General features: G+C 69.7%; 28 protein-coding genes. 15 read left to right on the top strand and 13 right to left on the bottom strand.

The window, feature by feature from the left end; all coding sequences use genetic code 11:
* Window positions 1-112 precede the first annotated feature (112 nt).
* Together WG923_RS03880 and WG923_RS03875 are read left to right on the top strand one after the other, a co-directional pair.
* Window positions 113-1,078, top strand: a complete 966-nt coding sequence (locus WG923_RS03880) for a Tim44 domain-containing protein (RefSeq protein ID WP_340349618.1) — start codon at window positions 113-115, stop codon at window positions 1,076-1,078.
* Between the two features lie 12 nt (window positions 1,079-1,090).
* Window positions 1,091-2,113, top strand: coding sequence for a TerC family protein (locus tag WG923_RS03875; RefSeq protein ID WP_340349617.1), 1,023 nt, complete (start codon window positions 1,091-1,093; stop codon window positions 2,111-2,113).
* Between the two features lie 58 nt (window positions 2,114-2,171).
* Here WG923_RS03875 and WG923_RS03870 read toward each other — a convergent pair whose 3' ends face one another.
* Window positions 2,172-3,059, bottom strand: a complete 888-nt coding sequence (locus tag WG923_RS03870) for a LysR family transcriptional regulator (RefSeq protein WP_340349616.1) — start codon at window positions 3,057-3,059, stop codon at window positions 2,172-2,174.
* Between the two features lie 65 nt (window positions 3,060-3,124).
* On the opposite strand from WG923_RS03870, the gene WG923_RS03865 reads away from it, so the two are divergent.
* The 7 genes from WG923_RS03865 (at window position 3,125) to WG923_RS03835 (ending at window position 8,642) form a co-directional block, all read left to right on the top strand.
* Window positions 3,125-4,327 (top strand): arabinose transporter, encoded by a 1,203-nt coding sequence (locus tag WG923_RS03865; RefSeq protein WP_340349615.1) that lies wholly within the window; start codon window positions 3,125-3,127, stop codon window positions 4,325-4,327.
* A 139-nt stretch (window positions 4,328-4,466) separates the two neighbouring features.
* Window positions 4,467-5,948, top strand: a complete 1,482-nt coding sequence (locus WG923_RS03860; protein ID WP_340349614.1) for an ATPase domain-containing protein — start codon at window positions 4,467-4,469, stop codon at window positions 5,946-5,948.
* The gene (locus WG923_RS03855) at window positions 5,948-7,450 is read left to right on the top strand and encodes a hybrid sensor histidine kinase/response regulator (RefSeq protein ID WP_340349613.1); all 1,503 of its coding nucleotides are present in this window, start codon (window positions 5,948-5,950) and stop codon (window positions 7,448-7,450) included. Before WG923_RS03860 ends, WG923_RS03855 begins: the two co-directional genes overlap by 1 nt.
* 89 nt (window positions 7,451-7,539) lie before the next feature.
* Window positions 7,540-7,770 (top strand): hypothetical protein, encoded by a 231-nt coding sequence (locus WG923_RS03850; RefSeq protein WP_340349612.1) that lies wholly within the window; start codon window positions 7,540-7,542, stop codon window positions 7,768-7,770.
* Between the two features lie 198 nt (window positions 7,771-7,968).
* The gene (locus WG923_RS03845; protein ID WP_340349611.1) at window positions 7,969-8,214 is read left to right on the top strand and encodes a hypothetical protein; all 246 of its coding nucleotides are present in this window, start codon (window positions 7,969-7,971) and stop codon (window positions 8,212-8,214) included.
* A gap of 36 nt (window positions 8,215-8,250) precedes the next feature.
* Entirely contained in the window at window positions 8,251-8,424 is a 174-nt protein-coding gene (locus WG923_RS03840; protein WP_340349610.1) for a hypothetical protein, read from the top strand.
* A 5-nt stretch (window positions 8,425-8,429) separates the two neighbouring features.
* On the top strand, window positions 8,430-8,642 hold the full coding sequence (locus tag WG923_RS03835) for a hypothetical protein (RefSeq protein ID WP_340349609.1): 213 nt from the start codon (window positions 8,430-8,432) through the stop codon (window positions 8,640-8,642).
* 8 nt (window positions 8,643-8,650) lie between these two features.
* On the opposite strand, the gene WG923_RS03830 is transcribed toward WG923_RS03835, so the two are convergent.
* Window positions 8,651-8,839 (bottom strand): hypothetical protein, encoded by a 189-nt coding sequence (locus WG923_RS03830; RefSeq protein ID WP_340349608.1) that lies wholly within the window; start codon window positions 8,837-8,839, stop codon window positions 8,651-8,653.
* A 456-nt stretch (window positions 8,840-9,295) separates the two neighbouring features.
* Between WG923_RS03830 and WG923_RS03825 the strand changes: the two genes are divergently transcribed.
* From WG923_RS03825 to WG923_RS03815, 3 genes are all read left to right on the top strand, one after another.
* Window positions 9,296-9,880: an NnrU family protein gene (locus WG923_RS03825; protein WP_340349607.1), complete on the top strand. Its 585-nt coding sequence runs from the start codon at window positions 9,296-9,298 to the stop codon at window positions 9,878-9,880.
* Window positions 9,881-10,005: 125 nt separating this feature from the next.
* Window positions 10,006-10,401 carry a VOC family protein gene (locus WG923_RS03820; protein ID WP_340349606.1) on the top strand — a complete coding sequence of 132 codons (396 nt, stop codon included), beginning with the start codon at window positions 10,006-10,008 and terminating at the stop codon, window positions 10,399-10,401.
* 173 nt (window positions 10,402-10,574) lie between these two features.
* The gene (locus tag WG923_RS03815; protein WP_340349605.1) at window positions 10,575-10,805 is read left to right on the top strand and encodes a hypothetical protein; all 231 of its coding nucleotides are present in this window, start codon (window positions 10,575-10,577) and stop codon (window positions 10,803-10,805) included.
* Window positions 10,806-10,809: 4 nt separating this feature from the next.
* On the opposite strand, the gene WG923_RS03810 is transcribed toward WG923_RS03815, so the two are convergent.
* From WG923_RS03810 to minC, 5 genes are all read right to left on the bottom strand, one after another.
* Window positions 10,810-11,103, bottom strand: coding sequence for a hypothetical protein (locus WG923_RS03810; protein WP_340349604.1), 294 nt, complete (start codon window positions 11,101-11,103; stop codon window positions 10,810-10,812).
* 108 nt (window positions 11,104-11,211) lie between these two features.
* Window positions 11,212-11,697: an SRPBCC family protein gene (locus WG923_RS03805; protein WP_340349603.1), complete on the bottom strand. Its 486-nt coding sequence runs from the start codon at window positions 11,695-11,697 to the stop codon at window positions 11,212-11,214.
* A 92-nt stretch (window positions 11,698-11,789) separates the two neighbouring features.
* Window positions 11,790-12,056, bottom strand: a complete 267-nt coding sequence (gene minE, locus WG923_RS03800) for a cell division topological specificity factor MinE (RefSeq protein ID WP_340349602.1) — start codon at window positions 12,054-12,056, stop codon at window positions 11,790-11,792.
* Window positions 12,053-12,871 (bottom strand): septum site-determining protein MinD, encoded by an 819-nt coding sequence (minD, locus tag WG923_RS03795; protein ID WP_340349601.1) that lies wholly within the window; start codon window positions 12,869-12,871, stop codon window positions 12,053-12,055. The genes minE and minD overlap by 4 nt, the downstream gene beginning before the upstream one ends.
* Before the next feature lie 12 nt (window positions 12,872-12,883).
* The gene (gene minC / locus WG923_RS03790; RefSeq protein ID WP_340349600.1) at window positions 12,884-13,624 is read right to left on the bottom strand and encodes a septum site-determining protein MinC; all 741 of its coding nucleotides are present in this window, start codon (window positions 13,622-13,624) and stop codon (window positions 12,884-12,886) included.
* 186 nt (window positions 13,625-13,810) lie between these two features.
* Here minC and WG923_RS03785 point away from each other — a divergent pair, with 186 nt between their 5' ends.
* Window positions 13,811-14,224: a hypothetical protein gene (locus WG923_RS03785; protein WP_340349599.1), complete on the top strand. Its 414-nt coding sequence runs from the start codon at window positions 13,811-13,813 to the stop codon at window positions 14,222-14,224.
* Here WG923_RS03785 and WG923_RS03780 read toward each other — a convergent pair.
* Genes WG923_RS03780 through WG923_RS03755 form a run of 6 tightly spaced genes read right to left on the bottom strand, consistent with a single transcriptional unit; the run spans window position 14,120 to window position 18,869 of the window.
* The gene (locus WG923_RS03780; RefSeq protein ID WP_340349598.1) at window positions 14,120-14,740 is read right to left on the bottom strand and encodes a UdgX family uracil-DNA binding protein; all 621 of its coding nucleotides are present in this window, start codon (window positions 14,738-14,740) and stop codon (window positions 14,120-14,122) included. The two genes, WG923_RS03785 and WG923_RS03780, sit on opposite strands and share 105 nt — an antisense overlap.
* Window positions 14,733-15,413, bottom strand: coding sequence for a DUF4130 domain-containing protein (locus tag WG923_RS03775; RefSeq protein ID WP_340349597.1), 681 nt, complete (start codon window positions 15,411-15,413; stop codon window positions 14,733-14,735). Before WG923_RS03775 ends, WG923_RS03780 begins: the two co-directional genes overlap by 8 nt.
* 22 nt (window positions 15,414-15,435) lie before the next feature.
* Window positions 15,436-15,834: a hypothetical protein gene (locus tag WG923_RS03770; protein WP_340349596.1), complete on the bottom strand. Its 399-nt coding sequence runs from the start codon at window positions 15,832-15,834 to the stop codon at window positions 15,436-15,438.
* A gap of 55 nt (window positions 15,835-15,889) precedes the next feature.
* Window positions 15,890-16,828 carry a lysylphosphatidylglycerol synthase domain-containing protein gene (locus WG923_RS03765; protein ID WP_340349595.1) on the bottom strand — a complete coding sequence of 313 codons (939 nt, stop codon included), beginning with the start codon at window positions 16,826-16,828 and terminating at the stop codon, window positions 15,890-15,892.
* Complete coding sequence (gene clsB / locus WG923_RS03760) at window positions 16,828-18,081, bottom strand: cardiolipin synthase ClsB (RefSeq protein ID WP_340349594.1); 1,254 nt, start codon at window positions 18,079-18,081, stop codon at window positions 16,828-16,830. The genes WG923_RS03765 and clsB overlap by 1 nt, the downstream gene beginning before the upstream one ends.
* Window positions 18,082-18,089: 8 nt before the next feature.
* The gene (locus WG923_RS03755) at window positions 18,090-18,869 is read right to left on the bottom strand and encodes an endonuclease/exonuclease/phosphatase family protein (RefSeq protein ID WP_340349593.1); all 780 of its coding nucleotides are present in this window, start codon (window positions 18,867-18,869) and stop codon (window positions 18,090-18,092) included.
* 289 nt (window positions 18,870-19,158) lie between these two features.
* Here WG923_RS03755 and WG923_RS03750 point away from each other — a divergent pair, with 289 nt between their 5' ends.
* Window positions 19,159-19,710 carry an acyloxyacyl hydrolase gene (locus tag WG923_RS03750; protein ID WP_340349592.1) on the top strand — a complete coding sequence of 184 codons (552 nt, stop codon included), beginning with the start codon at window positions 19,159-19,161 and terminating at the stop codon, window positions 19,708-19,710.
* A 157-nt stretch (window positions 19,711-19,867) separates the two neighbouring features.
* Window positions 19,868-20,572, top strand: coding sequence for a hypothetical protein (locus tag WG923_RS03745; RefSeq protein WP_340349591.1), 705 nt, complete (start codon window positions 19,868-19,870; stop codon window positions 20,570-20,572).
* Window positions 20,573-20,610: the final 38 nt, after the last annotated feature.

Genomic DNA, 20,610 nt, shown 5'->3' with positions numbered 1-20,610 from the left:
GGCGCGGCGACATTTCGGTTTTTCCTGAGTGACCCGCAGTGAACATCTGCTTTTTCGCGGGGCGTCGCGCGGTTAGCTTCACGCTTCCGACTCATTGGCAAAGGAGACCCTCATGAGAAAGACCCTCGCCCTGTTCGCCGTCATCCTCTCGCTCGGACTGACACTGGGGCTCGACGCCGAGGCCAAGCGCCTGGGCGGCGGCAAGTCCGCCGGCATGCAGCGGCAAAGCGTGACCGCGCCCCCCGGCAATGCGGCGCCCGCCGGCACGCCCGGCGCGCCGGGACAGGCAGCCCCGGTCGCCGGCGCCCCGGCCGCCGCCGCCATGCCGGGTGCGGCCGCGGCCGCCACGGCCAAGCGCAGCTGGCTCGGCCCCGTCGCGGGCATCGCGGCCGGCCTGGGCATCGCCGCGCTCGCGTCGCACTTCGGCTTCGGCGAGGCGCTGGCCAACATGCTCACCATCGCGCTGCTGGTGATGGCGGTGATGTTCGTGATCGGCCTGGTGCTGCGCAAGCGCGCGGCCAGCCAGGGCGGCGCGCTCGCGGGTGCGGGTGCGATGGGCAACGCGGGCGGCATGTTCCGCCAGCAGCCGCAGGACATCGCGTTGCGCGACGCGCAGCCGGCCTCGCAGGGGCCGGGCACTTCGCTGATCGGCTCCGGGATCGGTGCCGGCGTGGCGGGTGCCGCGGCCGCGGGCGTGGGGCACATCCCGGCGGGTTTCGACGTCGCCGCCTTCGAGCGCACCGCGCGCGACCAGTTCATGGCGCTGCAGGCCGCCAACGATGCGCGCGACCTCGACCGGCTGCGCGACTACCTGTCGCCCGAGATGTTCGAGGTCGTGCGCTCCGAGATCGCCGAGCGCGGGGATGCGCAGCAGCGGACCGAGGTGTTCGGCCTGAACGCGCAGGTGCTGGACGTGGCGGAGGACGCCGACCGCTACGTCGTGAGCGTCCGCTTCACGGGCAGCGTGCGCGAGCAGGCCGGGGCGGTGCCGGAGGATCTCGATGAAGTGTGGCACCTGGCCAAGCCGAAGAGCGGCTTCGGCGGCTGGCTGATCGCCGGCATCCAGCAGGGCGCCTGAGGAGACCCTCGCATGATGACCGCCACGCCGATGATGTGGATGCTGTTCGCCGCGTTCGTCGTCGCGGCGCTGGTCGTCGACTTCGTCACGCTGAACCGGCAGGGCGCCCACACCGTGTCGATGCGCGAGGCGGGCATCTGGTCCGCGGTGTGGGTGCTGGTGTCGCTGGTGTTCGTCGGCTGGCTGTGGTGGTACCTGGGCGGCACCTCGGGCGACGCGGCGCGCCAGGAGGTGGCCGCCGACAAGGCGCTCGAGTTCGTCACCGGCTACCTGGTGGAGAAGGCGCTGGCGGTGGACAACATCTTCGTCTTCCTGATGCTGTTCACCTTCTTCGGCGTGCCGCCCGCGTTCCAGAAGCGGGTGCTGATGATCGGCATCCTCGGCGCGCTGGCGCTGCGCGCCGGCATGATCTTCGCCGGCGCATGGCTGATCGAGCAGTTCCACTGGACGATGTACGTCTTCGGCGCCTTCCTCGTGTTCACGGGCATCAAGATGTGGTGGGCGGCCGGGCAGGAGCCCGACCTGGCCTCCAACCCGGTGCTGCGCTGGATCAACCGGCGCATGAAGGTGGCGCCCGGCTTCGACGGCGAGCGCCTCTTCACGCACGTCGACGGGGTGCGCATGGCGACGCCGCTGCTGGTGGTCGTGCTGCTGATCGGCGTGGTGGACGTGATCTTCGCGGTGGACTCGATCCCGGCGATCTTCGCGATCACGACCGATCCGTTCATCGTGCTCACCTCGAACGTGTTCGCGATCCTCGGCCTGCGGGCGATGTACTTCCTGCTGGCGGGCATGCACGAGCGCTTCCACCTGCTGTCGTACGGCCTGGCAATCGTGCTGGTGCTGATCGGGGCGAAGATGCTGCTGATCGACGTCTACAAGGTGCCGGTGGCGTGGTCGCTGGGAATGACGTTCGCGGTGCTGGCGGCGACGATGGTGTTGTCGCTGCGGATTGCGCCCAGGGGCGAGGGGCCGAAGGGGGCGTATCCGTTCGCGGGGAAGAAGACGGAGCGGCAGGCGAGGAAGGCGGGGTGACGGCGCGCGGGTGTGCCACCACCCCGGCCCTCCCCCGGAGGGGGAGGGAGGAAGACGATCAGTGTTTGGAGGCTTCGACCAGCTGCAGCACCAGCGGATGATGGATCCTGCGCTCCGCCGAGATCAGGTGGAAGTGCTCCACCACCTCCGGCGTTTCCCCCAGCAGCCGCATGCGCTTGTCCTGCAGCAGTTCCTCCTGGGACCAGCGCGAGGCCGGGAAGGCGCCCATGCCGCTGCGGCCGAAGGCGGCCAGCAGGGCACTGTCCTCGAACTCGCCGGCGATGCGCGGGCGCAGGCCCTGGCGCTCGAACCACTGGTCCAGCCGCGCGCGCACCGCCGCATGGTGCGTGGGCAGCAGCACCGGCAGCTCGCCCAGGCAGGCGGGAAAGGGCAGCCTGCACTGCTTCGCGATGTCGGCCGGCGCGTACCAGGCCATGGGCGCCTCGCCGAGCGCGTGGCCATAGAGCCGCAAGTTGGGATTCGGCGGCGCGGCGCGGTCGGACAGCACCGCGTCCAGCCGGTGCAGGGCCAGGTCGGCCAGCAGCCGGTCGAATTCGTCCTCGTGGCATAGCAGCCGCACGCGCGGATCCTGCAGCGCGGGTTGCAGCAGGTGGCGCACGACGAGCTTGGGCAGGCCATCCGAGATGCCCACCGCCAGCCGCAGGCCCTGGCCCGTGGCGGCGTCGCGCACGGCGGCGGGAAGCTGCTCGCCGAGCTGGAAGATCTGGTCCGCGAGCATCATCGCGGCCACGCCCGCCTCGGTGAGCACGATGCCGCGCCCGGCCGGCTTGAAGAGCGAATGCCCCAGCGACTGCTCCAGCGCGCGCACCTGCGCGCTGACCGTCTGCACCGCCATGTCCAGCCGCTCCGCGGCGCGCGCCATGCCGCCCTCCTTGGCGACGACCCAGAAGTAGTGCAGGTGGCGGTAGTTCAGGGGCGTGGACATCCCGCGAGTGTGCCCGCGGTCGAGGCCGGCGGCAGCGGCCCGCCCGATGGCACTATGCTTGGCGCATGACGGTGAATCTGCAGTCCCGGGCCTCGCCCGCCCAGCGCTCCCTGTGGTCCGTCTTCCTCCCCCTGCTGCCCTTCATGCTGTCGGTCTTCGACGGCTTCCTCGCCATGGGCATGGCCCTGCCGGTGCTGCCGCGGCACGTGCACGACGTGCTGGGGCAGGGCACGGTGATGGTGGGCGTGGTGATGGGTTGCCAGTACGCGTCGTCGCTGTTCGGGCGGATGTGGGCCGGCGAACTGTCGGATGCGCGCGGGCCGCGGCGCGCGGCGCTCGCCGGGCTGGTGGCGGCGTGCGCGGTGGGAATCCTCTATCTCGCTTCGGTGCCGTTCGCGGTCTCTTCGCCCTCGCTGTCGCTCGGGCTCCTGATGGCCGGCCGGCTGCTGACCGGGATCACCGAGAGCTTCCTCATCACGGGCACGATGGCCTGGGCGCTGGCGCGCGTCGGCACGATGCACGCGGGCAAGGTGTTCGGCTGGATCGGCGTGGCGCTGTTCGGCGGGCTGGCCGTGGGCGCCCCGATCGGCACGGCGCTGAACGCGCAGTTCGGCTTCGGCGGCGTGGCCTGCGCGGTGCTCGCCACCGGGATGGTCGGCGTGGTCGGCACCAGCTTCATGGCGGGCGCGCCGGCCAGCATCCACGCGCGGCTGCCGTTCTTCGACGTGCTCAACGCGCTGAAGCTGCCGGGGCTGGGCCTGACCCTGTGCTGTGTGGGCTACGCGATGATCAACACCTTCGCCGTGCTGCTGTTCGTGCAGCGCGGCTGGGACGGCGGCGCCCTCGCGCTCACCAGCATGGGTGCGGGCTTCATCGCGGCGCGGCTGCTGGTGGGCCACCTGCCGGACCTGGTGGGCGGCGCGCGGGTGGCGCTGTACTGCGTGCTGGCGGAGGCGATCGGGCTGGCGCTGATCTGGGCCGCGCCGCATCCGGCGCTCGCGTGGCTGGGCGCGGCGCTCACCGGCGGCGGCTACGGCATCGGCTTCCAGGGCTTCGGCGTGGAGGCGGTCAAGCGTTCGCCGCCGCAAAGCCGCGGCGCGGCCATGGGCGCCTACGTGCTGTTCCAGGACATCACGATGGGCATCGCACCGCCGCTGAACGGGGCGCTGGCCAGGGTCGCCGGGCTGGAGGCGGTGTTCCTCGGCGGCGCGGTGGGCGCGCTGGGATCCGCCGCGGTCGCATGGATCATCCTGCGCCAGCGCCGCTAGCGCGACCACCCACCGCCGCTGCGTCCCGCTGAGCCGCGCTGCGCAACCTCGAAGCGCGCTGCTTTGCTAGGATGGTTCATTGCGCCGCTTTCCCCTCCCCGGCCGAAGGTTTGAGCCAATTGCGGAAGGGCGGTGGACCATGGAAGAGACAGCGGACGCGCAACCGCGCTCCACGGGCGTGCCGGGCCTGGACGGCATCCTCGGGGGCGGCCTCATGCCGCACCGCATCTACCTGATCGAAGGCGAGCCCGGCGCAGGCAAGACCACCACCGGCCTTCAGTTCCTGCTCGAAGGGGTGCGGCGCGGCGAGAACGTGGTCTACATCACCCTGGCGGAAACGCGCGAGGAACTCGCCGCCGTCGCGGCCTCGCACGGGTGGGACCTCAGCGGCATCCACGTGCACGAGGTGCTGCCCGACGAGGACCTGCTGGGTGCCAACGACCGCCCCCTCTTCCACGCCTCCGAGGTGGAGATGGCGGACACGCTGCGCACCATCCTGCAGGTGGTGGAGGACCGCAAGCCCTCGCGCCTGGTGCTGGATTCGCTTTCGGAACTCCAGTTGCTGGCCGACAACCCGCTGCGCTACCGGCGCCAGGTGCTGGCCCTGAAGCAGTTCTTCTCGCACCGCCACTGCACCGTGCTGCTGCTGGACGACCGCACCGCCTCGGCCGCCGGCGACCTGCAGGTGCGCAGCATCGCGCACGGCGTGATCCAGCTCGATCACACGGTGAAGGACTACGGCTCGGAACGGCGGCGCCTGCGCATCGTCAAGCACCGCGGGCGCGACGTGGTGGGCGGCATGCACGACTACAACCTCGTGCGCGGCGGCATGGTGGTCCATCCCCGCCTGGTGGCGGCGGACTCGCGCGCCCTGCAGCGCCGCGCGCAGGCCTCCAGCGGGCTGCCGGCGCTCGACCTGCTGCTGGGAGGCGGCCTCGAGGAGGGCTCCAGCACGCTGATCGTCGGGCCGCCGGGCTCGGGCAAGTCCTCGCTGGCGGCGCAGGTCGCGGCGGCGGCCACCGCGCGCGGCGAGCGCGCGGCGATGTTCCTGTTCGAGGAGACGGCCAGCAGCGTGCTGCACCGCGCCGACGGCATCCAGCAGCCGCTGCGCGAAGCCCTGGCCAGCGGCCTGCTCACGATGCAGCAGGTCGACCCGGCGGAGCTGTCGCCCGGCCAGTTCTCCGCCACCGTGGCAGCGGCGGTGGCCGCCGGCGTGAAGGTGGTGGTGATCGACAGCCTGAACGGCTACATGAACGCGGTGCCGGACGAGCGCTTCCTGACCATGTACCTGCACGAGCTGCTGACCTACCTCGGCCAGCACCAGGTGATGACGCTGCTGGTGGCGGTGCAGCAGGGCATGCTGGGAGGCAACATGACCAGCGCGCTGGACGCGAGCTACGTGGCCGACAACGTGCTGATGCTGCGGTACTTCGAGCACGAGGGCCAGGTGCGCCAGGCGATCTCCGTGTTCAAGAAGCGCGGCAGCGGCCACGAGCGCACGATCCGCGAGTTCTCGCTGACGGCCGAGGGCCTCCAGGTCGGCGGTATCCTGAGCGGCTACCGCGGCGTGCTGACCGGCGTGCCGGTGCCGGTGGAACGGCGGGACGCCAGCGGCGCGTGATGGAAGACGCGGTCCTGGTCTTCACCGGCTCGCCGCGGGAAGGGGCGATGGCCTGCCGCGTGCTGGAGTCGGCCGGCATCGCCGCTGCGGTGGCGGCCGACCGCGAGGAGCTGCGCGCGCGGCTGGCCGAAGGCATAGGCGCACTGCTGCTGGTCGAGGAGGTCCTGGCGCACGGGGTGCTCGATGCCCTGGTGCGGCACGTCGGCGCGCAGCCGGCCTGGTCGGACCTGCCGATCCTGCTGATGACGCAGCGCAGCGCCGAACCCGAGCTGCAGCGGGCCTTCGAGCGCCTGGGCAACGTGACCTTCCTGGAGCGGCCCGTGCGCACCATGACGCTGGTGAGCGCGGTGCGCTCGGCCCTGCGCGGGCGCCGCCGCCAGTACGAGGTGCGCGCCCTCAACGAGCGCAAGGACCAGATGCTGGCCACGCTCGCGCACGAATTGCGCAATCCGCTGGCCCCGATCCGCAACGTGGCGGAGGTCCTGCGCCGGCGCTACCCGGCGCCGGAGACCGGCAAGATGCTGTCCATCGTCGACCGCCAGCTCAGTCACCTGACGCGCCTGGTCGACGACCTGCTCGACGTGGCGCGCATCAACAGCGGCAAGCTCGAACTGCGGCGCGCGGAGACCAGCACCGCGGACGTGGTGCAGCACGCGGTGGAGATCGCCAGCGACGCGATCGGCGTGCGCGCGCACCGCCTCGTGGTGGAGCAGCCGGACGAGCCCGCGGTGCTCCTGGGCGACCACGTGCGGCTGGTGCAGAGCGTGGCCAACCTGCTGGTGAACGCCGCGAAGTTCACCGAGCCCGGGGGCGAGATCCGGCTGCGGGTGCGCGCCGAAGGCCGCATGGCGGAGTTCGCGGTGCGCGACAGCGGCCGCGGCATCGCGCCGGACGAACTGGAGGCGATCTTCGCCATGTTCCGGCAGTCGCGCCAGCCGGGCGAGCCTTCGACGGGACTGGGCCTGGGCCTGCATCTCGCGCGGGCCTTCGCGGAGCTGCACGGCGGCAGCGTGCGCGCCCACAGTGCCGGCCTCGGCCAGGGCAGCGAATTCACGCTGGCGCTGCCGATCGTGGTCCACGCGCGGCAAGTGCCGCAACCCGCCGCGCCGCGCGCCGTGCAGCCGCCGCCGCAGAAGGTGCTGGTGGTCGACGACAACGTGGATGCGGCCAACACGCTGGAAGCGGTGCTGAGCCTGGCCGGCCTGCAGGTGACGGTGGTGCACGACGGCGCGTCGGCGGTGCGGCACGTGTGCCGCGAAGCGGTGGATGCGGTGGTGATGGACATCGGCATGCCGGTGATGAACGGCTACGACGCCGCGCGCGAGATGCGACAGTGCCTGCATGCCGGCACGCCGCTGCTGATCGCCCTGACCGGCTGGGGCCAGTACGCGGACAAGGCGCTCGCGGCGCAGGCCGGCTTCGACTTCCACTTCGTCAAGCCGCTGGCGATCGAGGAATTGCTCGCGTGCCTGTCGGTGCCGCGCACGGCCACGGCATCCTGAGGCGCGCGGGCGACGACGGTCGCTTTGACTGCACCCGTGCGGGCCCTTCTCCCACGCTGACGGCTGGGCAGGGGGAGGAAGGTCCGGCCATGGTCAATACTCGCTACACCCGGAGCTCGGGACTCGGGCTCACCTACGACATCTCCGCCAACGAGCGGGGCAGCTACAGCGTCTGGCTCGGCGACAAGGAGATGATGCGCGGCCACGATTCGCTCACCGCGCGCGGCAAGCGCTGCGTGCCCAACAAGCGCAAGGCCGCGGGCGCGATCCACGAGGCGCAGATCGCGATCGAGCGCCTCAGCGCCATGTCGGAATGCTGAGGGCATTCCCTCAGCAGGATTGCCCCCAATGAGGTACGATGGGCCTGCCCGACGTGATCAAGACGTCAACCAGGCCTCTTCTCCCTCTCGCCGCAGCGGCGTGACGTCGTCGAACACCCCATTGTTGAACTTCTTGGCGCATCGCACCGCGCTGGCGCATTGCCGCACGGCTCTTGGACAACGACAAGGAGACGCCCGATGGCACCCAAGAATTTCGACCCGGTAACGGTCGGCAAATACCTCGTATCGCCCATCATCCGCATGCTGGACAACGGCTGGTACGCCTGTTCCGTGTCCATCCGCTCCGGCCGCGGCCAGCAGACGACCGATCGCGTGCTGCGGCTCACGCGCCTGTTCCGTGACGCCGTCACCGCCGCGGAATATGCTCTCTCCGAAGGCCTGCAGTGGATCGGTGGCGGGCGCGGGGCCGTCCGTCCCGCCTGATACTGCCTGCAACCAGCCGACAAGGAGGACCGCACGATGGCCAAACCCAATTACGGTTTCGAGAAGCGGCAGCGCGAGCTGGCGAAGAAGCGCAAGAAAGAGGAAAAGGCCCTGAAGAAGGCCTCGCCCGGCGATCCCGTGCAGGGCGACCCGGGGCAGCCGATGCCGCCGGCCGAAGGTGCTGCTCCCCAGCAGCAGCCCCAGGACTGAAGGCCATGCCCCCGCGCACCCCGGTGAAGGACGACATCAAGACCCGGATCCGCTCCGGGGGCCTTCGCTACGAATCCAAGTCCGTCGGCACCGCGTTTCCGGGCGCCTACGGCGCCACCATGAGCTGCTTCCACTGCGGCCGGCACATGCCGCGTTCGCGGCTGGTGGCGTTCAAGTTCGCCGGCGCGCAGCAGTACCGCTGCCGCGACGGCTGCTAGCCCCGGGGCTACCTGCCTGCCTGGGCCGCAGGGGCGGCCTGCGGGCCGTCCGCGGACGGCACCAGCCTGGTCACGGCGAACACCGCGACCAGCACCACCGCCACCACCAGCACGATCCAGCGCACGCCGAGCCCGCGGGGCTCCGGCGGCACGAAGCCGCGCGTGCGGTCCTCCTGGTCCTCGACGATCTCGTTCATGCTGCGCGCCCTCCATGCCGGGTGTGGCCCCGTGTTGCGCGGATTATGGTCGGCGGGTGGCGGGACTGCGCAAGTGCCAGGGCCTTGCCGCGTCGTCCAGCCGCCACAAAAACGCCTCGCACAACTTTTTTTGCGCGCCGAAAGCCTGTGGAGGGTTCCGGCACAACTTCGGGCTTATCCACACCGGAAGGCTGCCGCGCAATGTTGTCCCAGTTTGCGCGACAGCTCGGACACCCGGGTGCCCACAGGCGTCAAGCGCACGCAGGTGCCTGTCGCCAAAGGGGGAAAAGGCGGTTGTCCACAGAGCAGGGCGGCCCTTATCTACTACGACTACCTTTCAGGAATGCATTCAATAGCAAGCCCGGGGAACCGCTGGCAGGGGAGCGACGAGGGGGCTTGAGTCCTGGCGCGCATGGCGTACATTCCGCCCCTTCACGAACGGACTCGGGGGATTCGATGCTCACGCTGGTGGCGGGACTGCTGCTGTTTCTCGGTGCCCATTCCGTTCGGGTCTTCGCCGAGGGCTGGCGGACGGCGACGATCGCCAGCGTCGGCGAGAAGCCGTGGAAGGGCGTGTACTCGCTGGTCTCGATCGCCGGCTTCGTGCTGGTCGTGGTGGGCTACGGCCTGGCGCGGCAGAGCCCGGTGGTCCTGTGGCCGCAGCCTCCGGTGTGGACGCGCCACCTGGCTGCGCTGCTGACGCTGGTGGCCTTCGTGCTGGTCGTGGCGGCCTACGTGCCGGGCAACCAGCTCAAGGCCAAGCTGCACCACCCGATGATCCTCGGCGTGAAGGTCTGGGCGCTGGCGCACCTGGTGGCCAACAACACGCTGGCGGACCTGGTGCTGTTCGGCGGCTTCCTGGCGTGGGCGGTGCTGGACTTGCGCGCGGCCCGCAAGCGTGATCGTTCGCTGGCCACGGTGGCGGCGGCAGGCAGCGCGTCACGCACGGCGATCGCGGTGGTGGTGGGCCTCGTGGCGTGGGCGGTGTTCGCGTTCTGGCTGCATCGGGTGCTGATCGGGGTAAGCCCGATGGGGGTGTAAAGCCCCGTCCGCGGCCCGGCGTTGGGTTGCGACAGGGCCGCGTCAGGAGATCGAACCAAGGCCTTGCTGACGCCGCGGCACGCGAGCCTCTACCATCGGGGGGTCACGCGATCACTGGTCCACCCATGCAGCACCTTCCCGCCCTTTCCCACGTCTCCATCGGCACCAACGACTTCCCGCGCGCCAAGGTCTTCTACGACGCCGTGCTGGCCACCCTGCAGATCGAGTGCCTGATGGATACCGAGGACGGCTCCGGTTACGGCCGCCGCCTGCCGGAGTTCTGGGTCGGCTTTCCCCATGACGGCGCCGATGCGGCACCCGGCAACGGCGTGCACGTGTGCTTCAACGCGCATTCGGTGGAAGAGGTCCAGGCGTTCCACGCCAAGGCCCTCGAGATGGGCGCGCAGGACGAAGGCAAGCCGGGGCTGCGCCGCGAGTACGCTGACAACTATTACGCGGCGTTCGTGCGCGACCTGGACGGAAACAAGATCGAGGCGGTGTTCTTCGTGAAGGAAGAGTGAGGCCGGCGAGAGCCCCCACCCCAGCCCTCCCCCGGAGGGGGAGGGGCAAGACAAGGGATGAGGCATCGCGGCTCCGCTGGAAAGCACCACGCCGGGCCTCGAAGCTGTCCGACACGGACAGCGGAGGGTGCTTCGCAGAATGGGTTGGTCCACGGAAAAGGAACGGAGTACCCATGACCCACAAGTACCACCCCTCGCAGCAGGACAAGCAGACCGGCCATACCGGCAAGGCGCAGAACGACACCAACAAGCTCGGAAAGGGCCAGACGTCGCAGGTCAACGAGGGGCAACGCACCCCCGAGAGCCGTCACGACCGCGAGGACCACATCGGCAACAACCAGGGCAAGATGCGGCGCGGCACCACGCAAGGCGGCGCGGGCCAGCCGACGAAGAAGGGGATGTGAGGCGCTAGCAGCCGCGGCCGCAGGTGCAGGCCCGGCCGGCGTGGCAGGTCTCGTTGGCGGCGCGGCGGTCGAAGCCGCGTTCCACCGGGGCGAGCAGGTCGCCGTAGTCGAAGCACTGGCACAGACCGAGCTGGCAGCCTTGCGGGTGCCAGCGGCCATCGGCCAGCTTGATGAAGAACTGCTGCCCCGTCAGCAGCGGCCGCATCACCGGATCGAAGCTTTCCAGCGTGGCGCGGGCAAGCCGCGCCGCGACGACGCTGCCGGTGACATAGGGATCGACGACGACTGCAAGGGCCATGGGAGCATTCTCCTCATAGCCTCAACGGTTGCGAAGTGCCGCAGTTGACATGTCTGTCCTGCGGCAACGGTTGCCGTCAGGTAAAGCAGCAGTCAGTGCTGCGAAAGTTCAAAGGTGCACGCCGATGCGGCGCGGGAACAGCTCGCGTTCGAGCAGGGCCAGCATGTTGGTCCACTCGCGGCGCGTGCTCTCCTCGAGTGCCAGGGCGTGGCGGCTGGAACCCAGCGCGTGGGTCAGCGCGATCTCGCAGGTCTGCGGGGTGGTCGGCGTGATGTCCACGGTGACGCGCGTCGTCTCGTCGGAGAAGGCGAGCACGCTCACGTCGAAGACCAGGCGGCGCGGCTTGGCGATTTCGACGTAGCGGCCGCTGTGCACCACGTTGAAGACGCTTTCGTCCCCCTCGGCGGCGTTGCGCCGCTCGATGACGGTGAAGGCGCCGCCGACCTCGGGCTGCAGTTCGCACTGCATGACCGTGCCGGCGCGGCTGCGGAAAAGGAACCGGGAGGCCTGCCAGGGCGTCAGCCACGCATCGAACACCCTGTCGGCAGGAGCGCAATAGCGATGTGTGACGCTGACGACGACCTGACTACTCATCCGTGGTTTATCTCTTGACAGGCCATCACCTGTCAAGCCTGACAATCATGTAGATCGCGTCAACGTGTGACTTCCGGCAGGTATCTGCCCGGTCAGCGTGCGACGTCCGGCAGCTCGATCTTCACTTCGAGCACTTCCAGGTTGTCCTGGCGCTCCACGTTCACCTTCAGGTGGGCCGGGTCGATCTTCACGTACTTGCTGATCACCGCCACCAGGTCGCGCTGCAGGGCCGGCAGGTAGTCGGGCGCCCCGCCCGGATTGCGGCCGCTGCGCTCGTGCGCCAGGATGATCTGCAGCCGCTCCTTGGCGACGCTGGCCGTCCGTTTCTTCTCCCCCAGGAGGAAGCGCAGCAGGCTCATCCCTTCCTCCCGAACAGGCGCTTGAGGAAACCGGCCTTCTCCGGGTCGACGAAGCGCAGGGCGCGGTCCTCGCCCAGGAAGCGGGAGACGACGTCCAGGTAGGCCTCGCTGACGTCGCTGCCCTTCAGGTGCACGGCCGGCGTGCCCTGGTTGCTGGCCTGGAGCACCGATTCGGACTCGGGGATCACGCCGATCAGCGGGATGCGCAGGATGTCCTGGATGTCCTCCAGCGACAGCATGTGGCCGGCGTCCACCCGGTTCGGGTTGTAGCGGGTGATCAGCAGGTGCTCCTTGATCGGCTCCTTGCCCTCGATCGCCCGCTTCGTCTTGCTGGCCAGCATGCCCAGGATGCGGTCGGAGTCGCGCACCGAGGAGACCTCGGGGTTGGTCACCACCAGGGCCTCGTCGGCGAAGTGCATGGCCATCAGGGCGCCGGTCTCGATGCCGGCCGGCGAGTCGCAGACGATGTACTCGAAGCCCATGCCGGCCAGGTCGTGCAGGACGCGCTCGACGCCGTCCTTGGTCAGGGCTTCCTTGTCGCGGGTCTGGCTGGCGGCCAGCACCGAGAGGTTGTCGTTGTGCTTGTCCTTGATCAGGGCCTGGTTCAAGGTGGCCTCGCCGTGGATCACGTTGACGAAGTCGTAGACCACGCGGCGCTCGCAGCCCATGATCAGGTCGAGGTTGCGCAGGCCGACGTCGAAGTCGATGACGGCCGTCCGGTGCCCGCGCAGGGCGAGCCCGCTCGCGAAGCTGGCGCTGGTGGTGGTCTTGCCGACCCCGCCCTTGCCGGAAGTGACGACGATGATCTTTGCCATGGAGGCTCCTGTCTAGGGGTTCAGCGGCTGCATGACCAGCTTCTCGCCTTCGAGGCGGATCTGGGCCGGCTTGCCGCGCAGTGTGTCGGGCAGCGGGTGTTCGCTGGTGCGGTAGACGCCGGCGATGGAGACCAGCTCGGGCTCCAGGCACAGCGTCAGGATGCGGGCCTGGGCATCGCCGCGGGCGCCGGCGATCGCCTTGCCGCGCAGCGGTGCATAGACGTGGATGTGGCCATCGGCGATGACCTCGGCCCCGGCATTCACCATCGCCAGCACCACGACATCGCGCCCGCGCGCGTAGACCTGCTGGCCGGAGCGAAGGGGCTTGTCGATGATGAGGGCGGAGGTGGGCGGCGGCGCCTGGACGGCCACGGACGGGGGTTCCGGTGGTTCCTCCCTCTCCCTCCGGGAGAGGGCCGGGGTGAGGGCTGCCTCCGGCGCACAAGCCAGTCCCGCAGCCAGCGCCGCCTCCATCTGCCCCTGCGTGCCACCCTTGACCGCCACCGGCATCACGCGGTACGCCTTGAGCAGGTCCACCAGCCGGCGGAAATCGATCTCCCCCGCGCCCGCGGGCGCCAGGTCGATCACCAGCGGGTCGTTGTCGAAGAACTCGGGAATCTCCCCGAACCTTGCGTGCAGTTCCTGCTCCAGCTGTGGCAGGTCGGAAGACTTCAGCAGCAGCGCGACGAGGGGGAGGTTCGCGCTCTTGATCTCGAACGTGGCAGGCGTGCGGCCTGCGAGAGCAACGGTCATTCGGTGAGGCAGTGAAAGCGCGCGCAGTGTAGCAGCCGCGGTGCAGCGAAGAAGTATCCAGTCGCAGCAGGGGAGCGACGGGCGGTCCCGCACCGGCAGGAAAGCTCCTACGGCAGGAGTTGGCAGCCGCGACGTTGCCCGCGCGGCGCAGCCGCCCACACTGGCCGCATGCGACAGGAGTTCCCCATGATGACCCCGCACCATCCCACCCACTGGCTCGGCATCGCCGTGGTGCTGCTGCTGGCCCTGCTGGCCTTCGAGGCGTACGGCCAGCCACCGAACCACGAGCTGAGCGCGAACGCGAGCGCGGTGTTCCAGGGCCGCCCCGCGATGGCGGGCGCCCAGGCCGGCCTCGGCGCGATGGCCGGCCCGCCGCAGGGCGGCATCGGCCTGCAGGGCTCCGACGGCGCCGGGCGCAACCTGCGCCGGCCCTGGGTGATCGAGCAGCAGGTGAGCCCGTTGCCGCCGGTGGCCTGCGCCGACGTGCCGCGCGTCTCAGCGGGCGAAGAACCGCTGTGCCTGCCGCAGGTCCGCGACGAACGCTTCGAACGCCGGCTCTCGCTGCTCGGGATCACCTCGGAGCAGCGCGGACGGATGTAGGGTCACCAGCACCGGCAGGCCGTCGGGCCGCGGCAGCCACTGGCCGCGGTTCGCCAGCACCGGCACGGCGCGTCCCAGCAGGGAGCGCGCCGCGCTCGCGCCCAGCGCCACCAGGCCCGCGGGCTGGACCAGCGCGATCTCGTCCTCCAGCCAGTGCTGGCAGGCGGCGATCTCGCGCTGCGTGGGGCTCTTGTGGATGCGCCGCTTGCCGCGCAGCTCGAACTTGAAGTGCTTCACCGCGTTGGAGACGAAGGCCTGCTCGCGCGGAATGCCGGCGGCGTCGAGTGCGCGGGCGAGCAGCTTGCCGGCCGGGCCGATGAAGGGACGGCCCTGGAGATCTTCCTGGTCGCCGGGCTGTTCGCCCACCAGCATCAGCCTGGCGTGCAGCCGCCCCTCGCCGATGACCGACTGCGTGGCGAATTGGCCGATCGGGCATTCGCGGCACGCCAGGGTGGCGGCCTTGAGCTGGGCCAGTGTGCGGATCCTCTGCGCGGGTGGCGGCGCTGGCTCAGGCATGGGCGGCGGGCCTGTCGTGCGGTGCGAACACGCGCTCGTAACAGGCCAGCCATTGCGCCTCGGTGCCGTCGTTGCCGGGCAGAGCCTCGGACGGCACGCCGGGGCCGAACATGAGGCGGCCGTCTTCGCAGCGCACGCTGCGCTCGGGCGTGAAGATGGCCCAGTGCGCCGCGGTGAGCCGCTTGGCGAACCAGGGCGCCACCGCCTCCATCACGTGATGCGCCGGCTCGTAGCACCCGACCTCGAGCGCCTGCCCCAGCGCGTCGCGGATCGCGTGCATGCGCAGGTTGGCCTTCATCTTGTGGATGTCGCGCCGCACCGCATGCGCCATGTGCTGGGCCTGCAGCATGTCCGTGTCGATCGGGTCGTTGCGCAGGTGGGGCTCGTGCACCAGGCGCCAGAGCAGGCGGTACAGCAGCGAGAAGCGCTCCACGTCGCGGTGCAGGACGACGAATTCGCACAGGCGGGTGAACGAGGCCGGCACGATCGCGGTGGCGGCCCGCGCCACGTTGCGCGGGCGGCTGGCCTGCGGCAGCTGCGGGTCGGTGAACGGATCCCCGGGCGGCTCGAGCTGCCACTGGACCTCGTCCGGCGGCACCTGGTGCGCGAGGAGCTGCCTCGCTTCGGAACGGAATCCCGCGAGATCGGTCTGCCCTGCCAGCTTGACTTGCATATCCGAACTCGGTTGCATGCGGTCAACCTCGCGTCCGGGGGCGGCGCGCGCCGGCCTCGGGGCGGGCCGGGCGTTTGCGCACGAGGCGTTTCGATGCCGCCTTGGCGTCGGGACGCGCCTCGCGACTGGCGCGGGTGGGGCTGCTCGTCGCGTCATCCGCGCGGCGGCGGGACTCCGGTGCCTGCGCCCGGACGGAATGCGTGTTGCGCGCTTCCTGGGTCCCTGCCTGCGCGGGGCTGGCGGCTTTCGCCGCGGCCGGGGCTTCCAGCGCCGGCCACACCGTGACCAGCTCCAGCCACTGCTGCCAGCCTTGCGTCATCCATTCGGAAAAGATCGCGTTCCAGCGGCCGGCCGCTTCCCAGCTGCCGAACGGGTCGAGCCAGTTCGCGCGCGGCGCGAGGGAGTCGGTGGGGGTCTGCATGCGATGCATTGTCAGCGCCTTGCCGTTTTTTGTGCTTTCACGGTATGCAATTGCTTCATGCGTGCGCCTCCCGTTTACGAGTGCGCATCTCCATCTTCAGGTACAGCAGGGCGCCCGCGACCAGGGGCGTGAGGTAGAAGAGCGCGCGGTAGGCGAGCAGTGCGCCCAGCAGCTGGTGTTCGGGGACGCGGTGCGACAGCAGGGCGATGAACACCGCTTCGGTAACGCCCAGCCCGGCAGGGATGTGCAGCATCACGCCGGCGATGGCGGCGATCAGCAGCACCGCCAGCGCCGTCGGATAGTCGACCTGTCCCTGCAGCAGCATCCAGGGAACCGCCGCCATGGTCATCCAGTGCGTGCAGGAGATCGCGAACTGCGCGAAGGCCATGCGCAGCGTCGGCAGGTCGATCTCGTGGCCGCGCACGTTCCACGAGCGCACGCGCGAGAAGCCGCACAGCACGACGTACACCACCGCGACGGCGAGCAGGCCGACACCCATCAGGCGCAGCTCCTCGCTGTCGAGGCCCCACTTGGGCGGCAGCTGCAGCGGCGAGATGGTGAACACCAGGCCGGCCAGCAGGATGTAGCCGATCCAGTTGGTGATCATCGACAGCGTGACGATGCGCGTGATGTTGCCGTAGCGCAGTCCCAGGCGCGAATAGAGCCGGTAGCGCAGGCCGATGCCGCCCACCAGCGAGCCGAGGTTGAGGTTGAAGGCATAGCAGACGAAGCTGACCAGCATCACCTTGCGCCTGGCGATGCGGTGGCCCGTGTAGTGGCGGCCGACCAGGTCCATCAGGCTGTAGACCAGGTGACTCACGGCGGCGAGGCCGAAGGCCTTCAGCAGCACGTCCCGCGGCAGTTCCAGCACGCTCGCCCTGACCTGGGCCCAGTCCACGGTGCGCGCATAGCGCACCAGCAGGAAGCCGACGACCGCGATGAAGGCGACGCCCACTCCCCGCTTGATCCACGGCCAGGACCAGTGGTGCCGCATCAGGCCTTCTCCTTGAGCATGGCGAACCCCGGCGCCAGCGGCTTGCCCTGGCCGGGCGCGGCCGGCAGCAGGCGCGGCACGTGGCGCGGCAGCCAGGTGGCCCAGCGCGCGTAGTGGCGGGTGAAGTGGTAGGCGAGGAAGTTCTTCACCAGCGCCCAGCCCTTGAGCTCGCCCAGGCTCTGGACCGTGATCTCGTTGCAGGCCTTGCGCATCAGCTTGTCGAGGTTGGCCGAGAGCGTCTGCGTGAAGGCGCGGTCGCGGATGATCACGTTGGCCTCCAGGTTGAACAGGAGGCTCATGGGATCGAGGTTGCTCGAGCCCACCGTGCACCACTCGTCGTCCATCACGGCGACCTTGCCGTGCAGCGGCCGCTCGCAGTATTCGTAGATCCTGACGCCCGCGCGCAGCAGGTGGTGGTAGAGCATGCTGGCGGCCGTCTTCACGAAGGCCATGTCGGGCTCGCCCTGCAGGATCAGGCGCACGTCCACGCCGCGGCGCGCGGCGCGCCGCAACTCCCGGATGAAGCGGTAGCCGGGGAAGAAGTAGGCGTTGGCGATCACGATGCGCTTCTTGGCCGCGCGGATCGCGATGCGGTAATGCCGCTCGATGTCGTCCATGTGGCGGCGGTTGTCGCGCACCACGAACATGGCGTCGGCGCTGCCCACGTGCGGCTGCTGCTCGGCGGCGGCGCGCCATTGCTTGCGCCAGCGCCACCACTGGCGCTTCTCGCGCTGGTGGCGCAGGCCCTCGGCCAGCGCCGCGTGGCAGAAGCGGTGGATCTCGGTCACCAGCGGGCCGTGGATTTCCACCGCGTAGTCCTGCTTGGCTTCCGGCCCGAAGTCCGCGAGGTGGTCGGCCGAGTAGTTGATGCCGCCCACGTAGGCGACTTCGCGGTCGACCACCACGATCTTGCGGTGCATGCGCCGCAGCAGGTGCGGGCGCAGCCCGAAAGGCCGCGGCCCCGGATTGAAGGAGTGGATGCGCACGCCGGCGGCGCGCAGCGCGTCCAGGAAGTGCGCGGACAGGTCCGGCGAGCCCCAGTCGTCGATGGTGACGTCGACCTGGGCGCCGCGCCGCGCGGCGGCGATCAGCGCCTGCTGCAGCTGCAGGCCGACCTTGTCCTCGAACAGGATGAAGGTCTCGACGATCACTTCGCGCCTGGCGTTCGCGATGGCAGCGAACACGCGCGGGAAGAACTCCTCCCCGTTTTCCAGCAGGGTGAAGTCGTTGCCTGGAATCCAGCGGCGGTCCATGAAGCCCTTCACAGGTGGATCTCGGCCACGAGCGGTGCGTGGTCCGAGAGATGCGACCAGGGCTTGCGCGGCAGCACCACGGGCAGGTGCACCGAGCAGTTGCGCACGTAGATGCGGTCCAGCGACAGCACGGGGAAGATCGCCGGGAAGGTCTTGGCGGGCTCGCCATAGGCCGTGACGAAGATCTCGCGCAGGCCGGCTTCGCGCCAGAGGATGTCGTTGGCGCGCCGGCGCCAGTCGTTGAAGTCGCCGGCGACGATCAGCGGGGCATCCGCCGGCACTTCGGTGTGCGTGATCTGGCACAGCAGGTCCAGCTGCTGCTGGCGGTGCGCCTCGGCCAGCCCCAGGTGCACGCACACCACGTGCACTTCCTTGTCGTGGTCCGGCACCTTCAGCACGCAGTGCAGCAGGCCGCGCTTTTCCGGCCCCGCGATCGACACGTCGTGGTTCTGGTAGTGGACGATCTGGAACTTGGACATCACCGCGTTGCCGTGATGCCCCTTGGGATAGACCATGTTGCGGCCGTACGCGTGCTGCGGCCAGATCTCGTCGGCGAGGAATTCGTAGGGCGGCGCCTCCGGCCAGTCCGCGATCTTCTTGCTGTGGTCCTGGTGGGTGCCCAGCACTTCCTGCATGAACACCACGTCGGCGCCGACCTTGCGGATGGCGTCGCGCAGTTCGGGGAGGATGAACTTGCGGTTGAAGGTCGTGAAGCCCTTGTGGATGTTGACCGTCATGACGGTCAGCTGCGGGGCCTTCGGTTCCTGCGGCAGGTCGCTCATGTCCATGGGCGCTTCGATCTGTCTCGTTGTGGGAGAGACTTTTGTAAGTGCCCAGCTGGGATGGTGAAGTAGGACGGCAGGCCAAGTCTTTGTGGCGGCCAGCGGGTCGGCATGTGGCGCGGGGCTGATCGACCTTCCGGCCCGCGGGCGCGACCCGCGTGTAGGATGCACCCCCATGCGCCTGCCCGTGGGCGCCGCGTGCAGGCGTGGGATGCAGGCTCTTCCTGCGTCGCGCGACGGATGGCGGCGCAGCCACGCGCCCCGGGCCGTGGCGCGCGAACACACTGCGTCTGACATGAAAAGTACAACGATGCTGCTGGCCGGCGCGGCGCTGCTGGCCGCCACCGGCCCGGCCCTGGCCGTGGACTTCCGGCCCGACGCCGTTGCGCTGGAAGCGGGCTTCGGCAAGAACGGCACCCGCATGGCGGGCGTGGGCCTGGGCTGGGACTGGGACTTCGAGCGCATGCGGCGCAAGGCGGAACTCACGGCGCACACCGAGCTGCTGGTCAACCGCTGGCGCTACGACGCCGTGGGAGGCGGCAGCGACCTGCTCACGCAGCTCGTGGTGCTGCCCTCGTTGCGCATGCGGCTGGACCGCGGCGCCTCGCCCTGGTTCATCGAACTGGGCATAGGCGCCAGCTACATGGACCGCAACTACGAGACGCCGCGCAAGCGTTTCAGCACCCGCTGGAATTTCTACGACGTGGTGGGCGTCGGGCACACGGTCGGCGGGCCGGAGGGCCGCCATGAGGTGGGCTTGCGCTGGAACCACAATTCCAACGCCGGCCTGAAGAACCCCAACCCGGGCGAGAACTTCCTGCAGCTGCGCTACGTGCACCGCTTCTGAGGGCAGGCTCTCCGATACCGGCCCACGGCCGGCGCGGCACGTCCTACGCCCGCTGTCACGCCTCGCCGATACGGCCGGGGTGGGGGTGCTCCTAACTTGATCTCACGCACCCGGCGCAACGCCGGGCATTCACACACTGATCAGTACGGAGCATCCCATGAAAAAAACCTCTCTGACGCGCGCCCTCTGTGTTGCCGGCCTGATGGCCGCCGCCGCTGGCATGGCCCAGGCCGACGCCATCTTCTATCCGGACGGAACGCACGTGGAACTGGGCGCGAACGCGGTCGAGAACGGCCTGGCCGATGCGGTGCTGGCGCGCAGCAGCACCACTGCGCCCAGCCAGGACGACCTGCTCGCCATGGGCGTGCTGGCCGACCAGAACGGCACCATGATCGCCTCGAGCGACGACTACCCAATCGACACGACCACCCTGGGCGCCGGCCCCGCCCGGATGACGACCACGACGGTCACGACCACCACGCCGGTGTACGTGTTCCCCAACATCAACTTCGACCGCAGCACCGTGCTGGCCAGCCCGCATCCGATGCTGTCGCACGTGCGTTCGATGGAGATGGACCGCACGGCGGCCGCCACCTTCGACACGCCGACGCGCGCGGGTGAAGCGAGCACCATGACCTCCGGTGCGCCGAACCTGGTGACCACCAACGAGAGCGTGGCCACCGTGCCGCCCGGACTGGTCGACACGACGTCCCTGGGCGCCGGCCCGAGCACCATGAGCAGCAGCACGTGGTACGGCACGACGACCTACGGCATGAACAACAGCGTCAACCTGGGCGGCGGCAACACGCTGGGTTCGAACGACTGCGGTTCGAACATGTCCTGCAACTACCTGCCGGACTAAGTCCGCTTCCCTGGTGCGCAATGGAAAAAGCCCGGCCG

This window comes from Ramlibacter sp. AN1133 (assembly GCF_037890035.1).
Classification (GTDB): Bacteria; Pseudomonadota; Gammaproteobacteria; order Burkholderiales; family Burkholderiaceae_C; genus Ramlibacter.
This window is presented reverse-complemented; position numbering and strand designations above follow the sequence as displayed.

What these genes read in the sequence shown, in the direction of transcription:
- WG923_RS03880 (WP_340349618.1), top strand. Translation starts at nt 113, where the DNA reads ATGAGAAAGACCCTCGCCCTGTTCGCCGTCATCCTCTCGCTCGGACTG.
- WG923_RS03875 (WP_340349617.1), top strand. Translation starts at nt 1,091, where the DNA reads ATGATGACCGCCACGCCGATGATGTGGATGCTGTTCGCCGCGTTCGTC.
- WG923_RS03870 (WP_340349616.1), bottom strand. Translation starts at nt 3,059, where the DNA reads ATGTCCACGCCCCTGAACTACCGCCACCTGCACTACTTCTGGGTCGTC.
- WG923_RS03865 (WP_340349615.1), top strand. Translation starts at nt 3,125, where the DNA reads ATGACGGTGAATCTGCAGTCCCGGGCCTCGCCCGCCCAGCGCTCCCTG.
- WG923_RS03860 (WP_340349614.1), top strand. Translation starts at nt 4,467, where the DNA reads ATGGAAGAGACAGCGGACGCGCAACCGCGCTCCACGGGCGTGCCGGGC.
- WG923_RS03855 (WP_340349613.1), top strand. Translation starts at nt 5,948, where the DNA reads ATGGAAGACGCGGTCCTGGTCTTCACCGGCTCGCCGCGGGAAGGGGCG.
- WG923_RS03850 (WP_340349612.1), top strand. Translation starts at nt 7,540, where the DNA reads ATGGTCAATACTCGCTACACCCGGAGCTCGGGACTCGGGCTCACCTAC.
- WG923_RS03845 (WP_340349611.1), top strand. Translation starts at nt 7,969, where the DNA reads ATGGCACCCAAGAATTTCGACCCGGTAACGGTCGGCAAATACCTCGTA.
- WG923_RS03840 (WP_340349610.1), top strand. Translation starts at nt 8,251, where the DNA reads ATGGCCAAACCCAATTACGGTTTCGAGAAGCGGCAGCGCGAGCTGGCG.
- WG923_RS03835 (WP_340349609.1), top strand. Translation starts at nt 8,430, where the DNA reads ATGCCCCCGCGCACCCCGGTGAAGGACGACATCAAGACCCGGATCCGC.
- WG923_RS03830 (WP_340349608.1), bottom strand. Translation starts at nt 8,839, where the DNA reads ATGAACGAGATCGTCGAGGACCAGGAGGACCGCACGCGCGGCTTCGTG.
- WG923_RS03825 (WP_340349607.1), top strand. Translation starts at nt 9,296, where the DNA reads ATGCTCACGCTGGTGGCGGGACTGCTGCTGTTTCTCGGTGCCCATTCC.
- WG923_RS03820 (WP_340349606.1), top strand. Translation starts at nt 10,006, where the DNA reads ATGCAGCACCTTCCCGCCCTTTCCCACGTCTCCATCGGCACCAACGAC.
- WG923_RS03815 (WP_340349605.1), top strand. Translation starts at nt 10,575, where the DNA reads ATGACCCACAAGTACCACCCCTCGCAGCAGGACAAGCAGACCGGCCAT.
- WG923_RS03810 (WP_340349604.1), bottom strand. Translation starts at nt 11,103, where the DNA reads ATGGCCCTTGCAGTCGTCGTCGATCCCTATGTCACCGGCAGCGTCGTC.
- WG923_RS03805 (WP_340349603.1), bottom strand. Translation starts at nt 11,697, where the DNA reads ATGAGTAGTCAGGTCGTCGTCAGCGTCACACATCGCTATTGCGCTCCT.
- minE (WP_340349602.1), bottom strand. Translation starts at nt 12,056, where the DNA reads ATGAGCCTGCTGCGCTTCCTCCTGGGGGAGAAGAAACGGACGGCCAGC.
- minD (WP_340349601.1), bottom strand. Translation starts at nt 12,871, where the DNA reads ATGGCAAAGATCATCGTCGTCACTTCCGGCAAGGGCGGGGTCGGCAAG.
- minC (WP_340349600.1), bottom strand. Translation starts at nt 13,624, where the DNA reads ATGACCGTTGCTCTCGCAGGCCGCACGCCTGCCACGTTCGAGATCAAG.
- WG923_RS03785 (WP_340349599.1), top strand. Translation starts at nt 13,811, where the DNA reads ATGATGACCCCGCACCATCCCACCCACTGGCTCGGCATCGCCGTGGTG.
- WG923_RS03780 (WP_340349598.1), bottom strand. Translation starts at nt 14,740, where the DNA reads ATGCCTGAGCCAGCGCCGCCACCCGCGCAGAGGATCCGCACACTGGCC.
- WG923_RS03775 (WP_340349597.1), bottom strand. Translation starts at nt 15,413, where the DNA reads ATGCAAGTCAAGCTGGCAGGGCAGACCGATCTCGCGGGATTCCGTTCC.
- WG923_RS03770 (WP_340349596.1), bottom strand. Translation starts at nt 15,834, where the DNA reads ATGCAGACCCCCACCGACTCCCTCGCGCCGCGCGCGAACTGGCTCGAC.
- WG923_RS03765 (WP_340349595.1), bottom strand. Translation starts at nt 16,828, where the DNA reads ATGCGGCACCACTGGTCCTGGCCGTGGATCAAGCGGGGAGTGGGCGTC.
- clsB (WP_340349594.1), bottom strand. Translation starts at nt 18,081, where the DNA reads ATGGACCGCCGCTGGATTCCAGGCAACGACTTCACCCTGCTGGAAAAC.
- WG923_RS03755 (WP_340349593.1), bottom strand. Translation starts at nt 18,869, where the DNA reads ATGGACATGAGCGACCTGCCGCAGGAACCGAAGGCCCCGCAGCTGACC.
- WG923_RS03750 (WP_340349592.1), top strand. Translation starts at nt 19,159, where the DNA reads ATGAAAAGTACAACGATGCTGCTGGCCGGCGCGGCGCTGCTGGCCGCC.
- WG923_RS03745 (WP_340349591.1), top strand. Translation starts at nt 19,868, where the DNA reads ATGAAAAAAACCTCTCTGACGCGCGCCCTCTGTGTTGCCGGCCTGATG.